Origin of the sequence: Buttiauxella sp. A111 (genome assembly GCF_014189855.1) — a bacterium.
GTDB lineage: Bacteria > Pseudomonadota > Gammaproteobacteria > Enterobacterales > Enterobacteriaceae > Buttiauxella > Buttiauxella selenatireducens.
Genome location: NZ_BJFN01000005.1, coordinates 414675 through 427125, shown reverse-complemented (window position 1 = coordinate 427125; position 12451 = coordinate 414675). Strand labels below are relative to the sequence as shown.

10 protein-coding genes are annotated in these 12451 nt (G+C 50.2%); 5 read left to right on the top strand and 5 right to left on the bottom strand.

What is annotated here, in order from left to right; translation table 11 throughout:
* The first annotated feature begins 105 nt into the window (after positions 1-105).
* Together crp and BSPA111_RS17040 are read left to right on the top strand one after the other, a co-directional pair.
* Complete coding sequence (gene crp, locus BSPA111_RS17045; RefSeq protein ID WP_003852956.1) at positions 106-738, top strand: cAMP-activated global transcriptional regulator CRP; 633 nt, start codon at positions 106-108, stop codon at positions 736-738.
* Positions 739-993: 255 nt separating this feature from the next.
* Positions 994-3084, top strand: coding sequence for a YccS/YhfK family putative transporter (locus BSPA111_RS17040; RefSeq protein ID WP_183272337.1), 2091 nt, complete (start codon positions 994-996; stop codon positions 3082-3084).
* Positions 3085-3123: 39 nt separating this feature from the next.
* Here the strand turns inward: BSPA111_RS17040 and BSPA111_RS17035 are convergent, their stop codons facing one another.
* The 4 genes from BSPA111_RS17035 to ppiA form a co-directional block, all read right to left on the bottom strand.
* Positions 3124-4350, bottom strand: a complete 1227-nt coding sequence (locus BSPA111_RS17035) for an aspartate aminotransferase family protein (RefSeq protein WP_183272336.1) — start codon at positions 4348-4350, stop codon at positions 3124-3126.
* A 98-nt stretch (positions 4351-4448) separates the two neighbouring features.
* Positions 4449-5012, bottom strand: a complete 564-nt coding sequence (pabA, locus tag BSPA111_RS17030; protein ID WP_183272335.1) for an aminodeoxychorismate synthase component 2 — start codon at positions 5010-5012, stop codon at positions 4449-4451.
* A gap of 33 nt (positions 5013-5045) precedes the next feature.
* Positions 5046-5648, bottom strand: a complete 603-nt coding sequence (locus BSPA111_RS17025; protein ID WP_183272334.1) for a putative adenosine monophosphate-protein transferase Fic — start codon at positions 5646-5648, stop codon at positions 5046-5048.
* A gap of 107 nt (positions 5649-5755) precedes the next feature.
* The gene (gene ppiA / locus BSPA111_RS17020; RefSeq protein ID WP_183272333.1) at positions 5756-6328 is read right to left on the bottom strand and encodes a peptidylprolyl isomerase A; all 573 of its coding nucleotides are present in this window, start codon (positions 6326-6328) and stop codon (positions 5756-5758) included.
* Positions 6329-6734: 406 nt separating this feature from the next.
* Between ppiA and tsgA the strand changes: the two genes are divergently transcribed.
* Entirely contained in the window at positions 6735-7916 is a 1182-nt protein-coding gene (tsgA, locus tag BSPA111_RS17015) for an MFS transporter TsgA (protein WP_183272332.1), read from the top strand.
* Between the two features lie 28 nt (positions 7917-7944).
* Here the strand turns inward: tsgA and BSPA111_RS17010 are convergent, their stop codons facing one another.
* Complete coding sequence (locus BSPA111_RS17010) at positions 7945-9228, bottom strand: cytosine deaminase (RefSeq protein WP_183272331.1); 1284 nt, start codon at positions 9226-9228, stop codon at positions 7945-7947.
* A 227-nt stretch (positions 9229-9455) separates the two neighbouring features.
* On the opposite strand from BSPA111_RS17010, the gene nirB reads away from it, so the two are divergent.
* Complete coding sequence (gene nirB / locus BSPA111_RS17005; protein WP_183272330.1) at positions 9456-12008, top strand: nitrite reductase large subunit NirB; 2553 nt, start codon at positions 9456-9458, stop codon at positions 12006-12008.
* Positions 12005-12331: a nitrite reductase small subunit NirD gene (nirD, locus tag BSPA111_RS17000; RefSeq protein ID WP_183272329.1), complete on the top strand. Its 327-nt coding sequence runs from the start codon at positions 12005-12007 to the stop codon at positions 12329-12331. Before nirB ends, nirD begins: the two co-directional genes overlap by 4 nt.
* Positions 12332-12451 lie beyond the last annotated feature (120 nt).

The following is a 12451-nucleotide window of genomic DNA, read 5'->3' as shown; positions in this document are numbered from 1 at the left end:
CATGCCATCTCCCCAAGGTGGGGAATATTCTAATACTTGCAACGCCAGACAGGATGTTTAGCGTCTTGTCGTTGGTAGCTAGTTATAAACAGAGGATAACCGCGCATGGTGCTTGGCAAACCGCAAACAGACCCGACTCTCGAATGGTTCTTGTCCCATTGCCATATTCATAAGTATCCATCGAAGAGCACACTGATTCACCAAGGTGAAAAAGCTGAGACGCTGTATTACATCGTCAAGGGCTCTGTGGCTGTTCTGATTAAAGATGAAGAGGGCAAGGAAATGATCCTCTCCTATCTGAATCAGGGCGATTTTATTGGTGAGTTAGGGCTGTTCGAAGAAGGCCAGGAACGTAGTGCATGGGTTCGTGCTAAATCTGCCTGTGAAGTGGCTGAAATTTCCTATAAAAAATTCCGCCAGCTGATTCAGGTCAACCCAGACATTCTGATGCGCCTGTCTTCCCAGATGGCTCGTCGTCTGCAAGTGACATCTGAGAAGGTCGGTAACCTGGCATTCCTGGATGTGACTGGTCGTATCGCACAGACACTGCTGAACCTGGCGAAACAACCTGATGCAATGACCCACCCAGACGGTATGCAGATTAAAATTACCCGTCAGGAAATCGGTCAGATCGTAGGTTGCTCTCGTGAAACCGTTGGTCGTATCTTGAAAATGCTGGAAGATCAAAACCTGATCTCCGCTCACGGTAAAACGATCGTCGTTTACGGCACTCGTTAATCTCCGTTCTCAAAAAAGGCGTGTCGCTCAGGTAACACGCCTTTTTTGTATCTAAATTTTGTATCCGAGTCATTGGGGTTGCAACAAAACAGCAAATAAGTTCTCCTGATGAACTTGCAAATAAGTGATGATTCAGCCCTTGCATGGGCCTCTCCCCATTGGGGTTACTGCCAGTAGCATTCAATCTGCACCCGGCAGATTTATCGAGTGAGTAACTGCAGCTAACGCCGCTGCAGCTTCAAGTAAGAAGGAAATATGTGGCGCCGACTGATCTACCATCCAGAAGTTAACTACGCTTTGCGGCAAACGCTGGTGCTGTGCCTTCCTGTAGGAGTAGGTTTACTGCTCGGAAATTTGCAGTTAGGGCTGCTGTTCTCGTTAGTGCCCGCCTGTTGCAACATTGCCGGTCTGGATACACCTCATAAACGCTTCTTCAAACGCCTGATTGTTGGCGGCACTCTTTTCGCTGTCAGCAGTTTAATCATGCAGCTTTTGCTGCTGTACACCTCCGTTCCATTACCCGTTATTCTCATGGTGATGGCGCTCATGCTTGGCGTTACCGCAGAAATCAGCGCCCTGCATGCTCGGTTGCTTCCTGCCTCGTTGATTGCTGCCATCTTTACACTCAGCATGGCCGGCAATATGCCTATCTGGAAGCCGATGGTGCTGTATGTCTCTGGCACGATTTGGTACGGGGTATTTAACTGGCTTTGGTTCTGGATGTGGCGCGAGCAGCCGTTGCGCGAATCGTTAAGCCTGCTCTATCGCCAATTAGCGGATTACTGTGAAGCCAAATACAGCATGCTAACTCAGCATACCGATCCCGAAACATCACTCCCACCGCTCCTGGCTCGCCAGCAAAAAGCCGTCGACTTGATTACCAACTGCTACCAACAACTGCATATGCTATCGGCGAACCAGCAAAACGGTTACAAGCATTTGTTACGCTCCTTTCAAATCGCGTTAGACCTACAAGAGCACATTTCCGTCAGTTTGCATCAACCTGCCGAGGTGCAAAAACTTGTCGCGCAAAGTCATGCGGAAGCCGTTATTCGCTGGAATGCGCAGACCATTGCGGCCCGTTTACGCGTTCTGGCCGATGACATTCTTTACCATCGTTACCCGCAGCGTTTTACGATGGAAAAGCAAATTGAAGCCCTCGAGAAAATCGCCCGGCAGAATCCGGATAACCCGGTCGGACAGTTTTGCCATTATCACTTCAGCCGTATCGCGCGTGTATTACGCAGCCAACGCCCACTGTACGTCCGTGATTTAATGGAAGACCGGCAACGCCGTTTGCCACTGTGGGCAGCGCTGAAAAGCTATTTATCGTTGAAATCAGCGGCCCTGCGCAACGCCGCCCGGTTAGGCGTGATGTTAACCATCGCCAGTATTTTTGGCGCATTCTTACATCTGCCAAAACCCTACTGGATTTTAATGACGGTGATGTTTGTAACGCAAAATGGCTACGGCGCCACTCGGGTACGCATTCTGCACCGTTCGGCAGGTACCATTGCTGGCCTGGCCATTGCGGGTTTCGCCCTGCACTTTCACTTCCCACAAGACATTGCGTTGGCCGCGATGCTGGTCATTACCCTCGTCAGCTATTTGATTATTCGTCAAAGCTATGGCTGGGCGACAATTGGTTTCACCGTGACGGCGGTATATACCCTGCAACTGCTAACGCTTAGCGCGGAGCAATATATTGTTCCGCGTTTGATAGATACCCTGCTGGGTTGTTTGATTGCCTTCGGTGGCATGGTATGGCTTTGGCCGCAATGGCAAAGTGGGTTGCTGCGCCAGAACGCCCACGACGCACTGGAAACAGACCAAGAGGCCATTCGTCTTATCCTGAGTAACGACCCTGAACCCACGCCTTTGGCCTGGGAGCGTATGAAGGTCAATCAGGCCCATAATGCACTGTTTAACTCGCTGAACCAGGCGATGCAGGAGCCCGGTTTCAACTCGCATTATCTGGCAGATATGAAACTGTGGGTGACGCACAGCCAGTTTATCGTCGAGCACATCAATGCCATGACGACTCTGGCACGCGAGCACAACATGCTGACCCCGGATTTAGCCCAGCATTATTTGCAGTCATGTGAAATTGCGCTGCAACGATGCCAACAGCGGTTGCAGTACGATGGGCCGGGAGAGACTAACGACGCGAACATTCTCGACCCACTGGAAGGGCTTCCGAGTGGGCCGCTGAGCACAATGGAACAACATTTACAGCGGATTTTGGGTCACCTCAGCACAATGCACACCATTTCGTCGGTTGCATGGCGCCAGCGCCCCCATCATGGTATCTGGCTGAACCGTTTACGTCGGCCTGAGAGTAAGTAAACCTACGTCATCCGCCGTTTTTCCGGATGACGCGGGCGTTTACACGACCTGAGATACGATTTTCTCGACCGCTTTAGCAAAGCGCGCCATACCTTCATCAATATCAGCCTTTTCAACGATTAAAGCTGGTGCAAAGCGCATGACATCAGGCCCGGCATTCAAAACCATCACGCCTTCCTGAGCGGCCGCATGAAGGAATTCACGTGCACGGCCTTTGTATTGCGGTTTCAGCTCCGCACCAATCAACAAACCCATGCCGCGAATATCGCTGAACACATCAAACTGCTCATCAATCTGCTTTAAATGCTTCGCGAACTGCTGACGTTTTTCAGTGACGCCCTTCAACACCTCAGGCGTATTGATGATATCAAACGCTGCACCTGCAACAGCACACGCCAGCGGATTTCCACCGTAGGTAGAACCGTGTGTACCAACATGGAATGCCGAGGCTATTTCTTGCGTCGTCAGCATGACGCTCACAGGGAATCCGCCACCAAGCGCTTTAGCACTGGTCAAAATGTCCGGAGTCACGCCGTAATGCATATACGCAAACAGTTCGCCGATACGCCCCATGCCACACTGCACTTCATCGAAAACTAACAGGGCTTTGTGTTCATCGCACAGTTCGCGTAAGCCTTGCAGGAATTCTGGCGTCGCCGCCGTGACGCCGCCCTCTCCTTGAATCGGCTCAACCACCACCGCACAGGTGTGATCGTCCATTACGGCTTTTACCGCATGTAAATCGTTAAACGGTACATGGATAATATCGGCGGGTTTCGGCCCAAAACCATCGGAATATTTTGGCTGCCCACCGACAGAAACGGTAAACAAAGATCGACCATGGAAAGCGTTATGGAAGGCAATAATTTTGGTTTTGTACGGACTATGGCGTGTGGACGCGTAATAACGAGCCAGTTTAAATGCGGTTTCATTTGCTTCGGTGCCAGAGTTCATAAAGAGCACGCGTTCAGCAAATGTGGCAGCAATCAGCTTACGTCCGAGGCGCAGAGCAGGTTCGTTGGTGAACACATTACTGGTATGCCATAGCGTTTCGCCCTGGCTTTTTAACGCTTCAACTAATGCCGGATGGCAGTGCCCCAACGCCGTAACTGCGATCCCACCCGCGAAATCAACATACTCTTTTCCTTGTTGATCCCAGATACGGCTCCCCAGGCCTTTTACCGGGATAAACTCTGCCGGTGCATAAATCGGCAAAATGACTTCATCGAAAGTTGCCCGGGTAATTGCTGATTGTTCAGTTGCCATTTATTGCCCATCCCTTTTTACGCATCAAACGCCATGGAAGACACATGAAAATATAATCATGGAATATGCATAAAAAATCATTTAGTGGCAATAAAAAATCAATACTTCAGGAAATTGGCTAACAGTTGATGTCCCTGCTCGCTGAGAATGCTTTCCGGGTGAAACTGCACGCCTTCCAGCTTCAGCTCGCGATGACGAATACCCATAATCTCTTGCTTATCGGTCCAGGCCGTCACGTCAAAACACTCTGGTAGCGTTGGCGGGTCGATGACTAAAGAGTGGTAACGCGTCACGGTCAGAGGATTGTTCAGACCGTTAAATACACCAGTATTGTTATGCGAAATCGCGGAGGTTTTACCGTGCATCACTTTTTGGGCGCGGACAATCGTCGCACCAAATGCCTGGGCAATAGCCTGATGACCAAGGCAAACGCCGAGGATGGGTAGCTTTCCGGCGAAGTGGGTAATCGCCGCGAGGGAAATGCCCGCTTCAGAAGGTGTACAAGGTCCTGGGGAGATAACCAGTTTTTCTGGTGCCAACGCGCTGATTTCTGAAAGGGTCAGCTCATCGTTACGTTTCACCATGACTTCCGCGCCCAATTCGCAAAAGTACTGATAAAGGTTCCATGTGAATGAGTCGTAATTGTCGATAAGCAGTAGCATCGCGGCTCCCGGGTAAAAATGAACCGCGCTATTCTATTCGCTTTCCCGCGCTTCACTCACGACTTTAGTGAAAATCTCGCTGAGCTGGGTTAAATCTCCCAACGCACCAGCCTGATTTGCAGCTTGCCATTCGTCAGGATCAACGTCACTCCAGTCCAACAGATATCCGGCATGAATCGCCAGTTGCTCAAAGAACACACGTTGCGCGCGCCCACTCCCCACAAAGAACGGGTGAAGAACGTTAATCTCACAGTAGTAATGTGCCAGACGATTAACAAACTCGTTTCTGGCAAGCCCCGTCAGATAATGTTCGTCTTCCATCTCCTGCAGCAGATCGTTGCCTTCATTTTCGATGTATTCGAAATGGCAAAAACGTGTCTCGCCCTTGGAAATATCCACATCACGTAGGTCGCCTGCCCAATCGAAGACATCCTGAAAAAGTTGCTGATGGATGGCACACAACCACGGCAATCCGCGATGCAGCGGACCAAGTTCAATCGTGTCTGCGCGTAGTGCGATAGCCTCATCTTGCGCATGAGGTTCAAGAACATCCAGCCGATTACTGGCCTGAAATGAACGGCTTCGCTGTTGTTGCCAAAGGCGGGACTTTTGCTTGTCGGTCAGTTTCTTTGCCATGGTGCCTCCCTAACATGACCCTTTATTGCCACAAGTATAAGCAGCAATCGTTGGAAGTGCTGGAAGGAGGAGATTGCGCAGGTAGAGATTACCCGCGCAGGTATTATTTACGGCAGGACTTTTGCGGAAAGGATAACGACAGGTTTTGACGGAACATTTTGGTATGGACCCACATCATGCGTCTGCACTTGAGAGATCTTATCGGCAACGTCCATCCCTTTCACAACTTTACCAAATACTGCATAACCAAAGTCGCGCTGCCCGTGGTCAAGGAAAGCATTGTCAGCCACGTTGATGAAGAACTGGCTGGTAGCACTGTCTTTATCTGCGGTACGCGCCATAGAAATGGTGCCGCGGGTATTACGCAGCCCGTTATCGGCTTCGTTTTTAATCGGTGGATTCGGCTGCTTTTGATTCATATCTTCAGTAAAGCCGCCACCCTGAAGCATGAAGCCTGGGATCACACGATGGAAAATGGTGTTGTTATAGAAGCCGCTGTTCACATAGTCCACGAAGTTTTTCGCAGAAACGGGGGCTTTTTGGCTATTTAACTCAAGCTCAATTTCACCCGCTGAAGTTGTCAGCAGGACGTGTGGGTCACCTTTAGCAGCTAGCGCAGCAGGAGATAGCGCGGTAAGAGCAAACACGGTTGCTACGGCCGCCAGAGTCGATTTGAGCATGAATAATTCCTTACGAAGGCAGTGAATGAAGCAAGTTGCTAGATTGTAAAGAGGCACTCAACTATGCGCCAGCCATTTACGGTTTTTTACTTTCACACAAATCAATAAGTTAAATGAACGAATAAACATACGACGCATTTCAATGTGATTCATATCACTTAAAATGCATGTAATTACAGCAAATGATTCATAAAATGTATGAATAGGTCACATTTTTGACTAAAATCCATCCTTCTCGAGTGCTGTCAAAGCACTTTACATTTTTATACCCCTAAATAATTCAAGTTACTTCAAGGCGGCAAGCCCGCGAGTCCCCAAGAGCTTACTTGAGTAAGTGACTGGAGTGAGTGGGAGCAGCCAACGCATAAGCAGCTTGAAGTATGACGGGGATATTCACAGGCTTGTCATGACTAACAGCAACCGTATTAAGCTCACATGGATCAGCTTCTTCTCCTACGCCCTGACTGGCGCGTTGGTGATCGTCACCGGGATGGTGATGGGCAATATTGCCGAATACTTCCACGTTCCCGTTTCCAGCATGAGTAATACCTTTACCTTCCTGAATGCGGGCATTTTGATTTCTATCTTCCTGAACGCCTGGTTAATGGAAATCGTGCCACTCAAAACTCAACTTCGCTTTGGTTTCATCCTGATGGTTCTGGCCGTTGCTGGGCTTATCTTTGGCGACAACCTGACCATTTTCTCAGTGGCGATGTTTGTTCTTGGTCTGGTCAGCGGTATCACCATGTCGATTGGTACCTTCCTGATAACCCATATGTACGAAGGCCGTCAGCGGGGATCACGTCTGTTATTTACCGACTCCTTCTTTAGTATGGCGGGGATGATTTTCCCAATGGTGGCTGCGATTCTTCTGGCACGCAGCATCAACTGGTATTGGGTCTATGTCTGTATCGGCCTGGTTTACGTTGCGATTTTTATTCTGACAATTGGTTGTGATTTCCCGGCATTAGGTAAACACGCTGCGCAAACCGAGAAAGTCGTCGAGAAAGAAAAATGGGGCGTTGGCGTGTTGTTCCTGTCCATTGCTGCGCTGTGCTACATCCTTGGTCAACTGGGCTTCATCTCCTGGGTTCCGGAATACGCCAAAAGCCTGGGCATGAATCTGAATGATGCGGGTCAGTTAGTTAGCGATTTCTGGATGTCTTATATGTTTGGTATGTGGGCATTTAGCTTTATTTTGCGCTTCTTCGATCTACAACGCATTCTGACTGTGCTTGCGGGTGCTGCCACAGTGCTGATGTATCTGTTCAACACAAGCGAACCTGCGCATCTGGCGTGGTTTATACTGGCTCTGGGCTTCTTCTCCAGCGCGATTTACACCTCGGTCATTACGCTGGGTTCTTTGCAGACCAAAGTGGCTTCGCCAAAACTGGTTAACTTCATCCTGACTTGCGGCACCATCGGTACCATGCTGACCTTCGTTGTCACCGGCCCGATTGTGGCTCACAGCGGCCCACATGCGGCGCTGCAAACCGCAAACGCCTTGTATGCAGTGGTGTTTATTATGTGCCTGATTTTGGGACTGGTGACGAAACACCGCCAACATAATGCGACTGCCGCACACTAATCGCGAATATTGTCATGGCGGGTAGATCTTACCCGCCAAAATTTATCTCTTCCGCCTCGTCCAGCATCACCCAGGTTTGTGACAATTGTGTCGTCGCAATGACCTTTCCACCGCGCACCGACCAGCGCACAGGAACCTGTCTCCTCACTGCATCAAAGCCATTCTCTGCAGGCAGAATGATCAGATGCGCCGTATTTCCCTCAACAATGCCGTAATCCTGTACCCCGAACGTACGCGCACTATTCTCGGTGATCAGTTTCAAGCCTTCATCAATTTGCTGATATCCCATCATCTGGCAAACATGTAGCCCCATATGCAGCACCTGTAGCATATTAGCAGTGCCCAGTGGATACCACGGGTCGAACACATCATCATGGCCGAAGCAGACGTTGATTCCCGCTTCGAGCAACTCTTTTACACGGGTGATACCCCGGCGTTTCGGGTAATCATCAAAACGCCCTTGCAGATGGATATTCACCAGCGGATTGGCGACAAAGTTAATCCCGGATAGCTTCAGCAAACGGAACAAACGCGAGGTATAAGCGCCATTGTAAGAGTGCATCGCCGTGGTATGACTGGCGGTTACGCGCGCGCCAATGCCATCTCGCAGAGCGAGTGCCGCGACCGTTTCGACAAAGCGTGATTGCTCATCGTCTATTTCATCGCAGTGAATATCTAGCGGGCGATCGTACTTTTGTGCCAGCGCAAAAGCCTTATGCAGCGATTCCACGCCATATTCGCGGGTAAATTCAAAATGCGGAATTGCCCCAACCACATCAGCACCAAGGCGTAGGGCCTCTTCAAGCAGGGCTTCACCGTTGGGGTAAGAAAGGATCCCTTCCTGCGGGAAGGCGACAATCTGTACCTCAATCCACGGCGCAGCTTCCTTTTTCACTTCGAGCATCGCTTTTAACGCAGTCAGCGTTGGATCCGACACATCAACATGGGTGCGTACATACTGGATACCGTTGGCTATCTGCCATTTCAGTGTTTGCCAGGCGCGTTGTTTTACATCTTCGTGCGTCAGCAATGCTTTGCGTTCAGCCCAGCGTTCAATGCCTTCAAACAAAGTTCCTGACTGATTCCAGTGGGGTTGCCCCGCGGTCTGCGTGGTATCAAGGTGAATGTGTGGTTCGATAAAAGGCGGGATGGCTAAACCGCCTCGCCCATCAAGAATCTGTTGGCTCTCAGGCTGGGTTTCGCCCATCGGTTTGATTGCCAGAATGTGCCCGTTTTCGAGAGTTAATTGCCACAAACCTTCGCGCCCGACCAGACGCACATTTTGAATTAGCTCCAACACCTTATTGCTCATATCCACCTCTTCTTGATTAACCACCCCTTCTTCATAGCACACTCATCAAAATGAGAACATTTATTGTCTCTTCACGAAAAGCCAAACAATTCCACACCTTAGAAAAACTCACTAAAATCATACATATACCCATTAAGAGGTATATAAAGGTGTATTTGATTTGTATCAATAATCGCCATTGCTGAATCGTTAAGGTAGGCAGTAATAGAAAAGAAATTGAGGCAATTATGAGCAAAGTCAAAATCGCAATCATCGGTAATGGCATGGTTGGCCATCGCTTTATCGAAGACCTACTTGATAAAGCCCAGCCAGGCCAATTCGACATTACTGTTTTTTGTGAAGAGCCGCGAAAAGCCTACGATCGCGTACACCTCTCTTCCTATTTTTCTCATCATACCGCTGAAGAGTTATCGCTGGTTCGTGACGGCTTCTACGAAAAACATGGTGTAAAAGTGCTGGTTGGCGAACGCGCCATCACCATCAACCGCCAGGAAAAGGTCATCCACTCGAATACCGGTCGTACCGTGTATTACGACAAACTGGTGATGGCAACCGGTTCTTATCCGTGGATCCCGCCAATCAAAGGTTCTGAAACACAAGACTGTTTCGTCTACCGCACTATCGAAGATTTGAACGCCATTGAAGCGTGCGCCCGTCGTAGTAAACGCGGTGCCGTTGTCGGTGGCGGTTTATTAGGCCTTGAAGCCGCAGGTGCGCTGAAAAACCTGGGTGTCGAAACTCACGTTATCGAATTCGCGCCAATGCTGATGGCTGAACAACTCGACCGCATGGGTGGCGAGCAACTGCGCAATAAAATCGAAAGCATGGGCGTACGCGTTCACACCAGCAAAAACACCCAGGAAATTGTCCAGCAGGGCAACGAAGCGCGTAAAACTATGCGTTTTGCTGATGGTACCGACCTGGAAGTGGACTTCATCGTCTTCTCCACCGGTATCCGTCCACGCGATAAACTCGCCACCCAATGCGGCCTGGCAACAGCGCAACGTGGCGGTATCGTTATCAACGACACTTGCCAGACTTCTGACCCGGACATCTACGCCATCGGCGAATGTGCCAGCTGGAATAACCGTACATTCGGCCTGGTTGCACCTGGCTACAAAATGGCGCAGGTCACTGCCGACCATCTGCTTGGTTCTGAAAACGCCTTCGAAGGCGCAGACATGAGCGCCAAGCTGAAATTACTCGGCGTTGATGTTGGCGGGATTGGTGATGCACATGGCCGCACGCCAAATTGCCGCAGCTATGTTTATCTCGACGAAAGCAAAGAAGTTTATAAGCGTCTGATTGTCAGCGCCGACAATAAAACTCTGCTTGGTGCAGTTCTGGTGGGCGACACCAGCGATTACGGCAACCTGCTGCAACTGGTTCTGAACAACATTGAACTGCCTGAAAACCCGGATGCGTTAATTCTTCCGGCGCACGCAAGCTCTGGTAAACCCGCGATTGGTGTCGACAAACTGCCAGACAGCGCGCAAATCTGCTCCTGCTTCGATGTCACTAAAGGTCATCTGATTAAAGCGATCAACAAGGGTTGTCATACCGTTGCTGCGCTGAAAGCGGAAACCAAAGCGGGCACTGGCTGCGGCGGCTGTATTCCATTGATCACTCAGGTATTGAATGCCGAACTGAGCAAACAAGGCATCGAAGTTAACCATAACCTGTGTGAACACTTTGCGTTTTCTCGTCAGGAGCTGTACCACCTGATCCGCGTTGAAGGTATTAAATCCTTCGACGAGCTGCTGGAAAAATACGGTAAAGGTTACGGCTGTGAAGTGTGTAAACCGACCGTCGGTTCTCTGCTGGCTTCTTGCTGGAACGAATATGTGCTGGCACCTAAGCACACGCCGCTGCAAGACACCAACGACAACTTCCTCGGCAACATCCAGAAAGACGGCACTTACTCTGTGATCCCACGCTCTGCTGGCGGTGAAATTACCCCAGAAGGCCTGATGGAAGTAGGTCGTATCGCCCGAGAATTCAATCTCTACACCAAAATTACCGGTTCCCAGCGTATCGGCCTGTTTGGTGCTCAAAAAGATGATTTACCAGAAATCTGGCGCCAGCTGATTGATGCCGGTTTTGAAACAGGCCATGCATACGCGAAAGCACTGCGTATGGCGAAAACCTGCGTGGGCAGCACCTGGTGCCGTTACGGTGTAGGCGACAGCGTCGGCTTCGGCGTTGAGCTGGAGAACCGTTACAAGGGGATTCGTACCCCGCACAAAATGAAATTCGGTGTATCCGGCTGTACCCGTGAATGTGCAGAAGCACAGGGTAAAGACGTGGGCATTATCGCTACCGAAAAAGGCTGGAACCTGTATGTCTGCGGTAATGGCGGTATGAAACCACGCCACGCTGATTTACTGGCCGCTGATTTAGACCGTGAAACGCTGATCAAATACCTCGACCGTTTCATGATGTTCTACATCCGCACCGCAGACAAACTGACCCGTACCGCACCTTGGCTGGATAGTCTGGAAGGCGGTATCGAATACCTAAAACAGGTCATTATCGACGACAAACTGGGTCTGAACGCTCAACTTGAAGCCGAACTGGAGCGCCTGCGCGAGAAAGTGATTTGCGAGTGGACTGAAACTGTAAATACCCCAGAAGCGCAAGTTCGCTTCAAACACTTTATCAACAGCCCGCAGCGTGATCCGAATGTACAGATTGTTCCTGAGCGTGAGCAGCACCGTCCGGCTACACCTTACGAACGTATCCCGGTCACCCTGGTAGAAGAAGTGGAGGAAAATGTATGAGCCAGTGGACTACCGTTTGCCCCTTAAACGACATCCTGCCTGCTACCGGTGTTTGCGCATTGGTGGGTAATCAGCAGATAGCCATTTTCCGCCCACGTAATGACGATCAGGTTTTCGCTCTTAGCAACATCGACCCATTCTTTGAAGCCAGCGTGTTGTCTCGTGGGTTAATTGCCGAACACCAGAACGAACTTTGGGTTGCCAGTCCATTGAAAAAGCAGCGTTTCAGACTGCGTGATGGATTGTGCATGGAAGATGAGAGCCGCTCAATCGCGCACTATAAAGCGCGTGTACAAGACGGCCAGGTTCAGATTAAAGCATAAAACAACCCTCACCCTGCCCCTCTCCCTGAGGGAGAGGGAATAGACCGTTCTCTCTCTCTCCTGGGGGAGAGGGGATAGACCGTTTTCTCTCTCTCCTGGGGGAGTGGGCCGGGGTGAGGG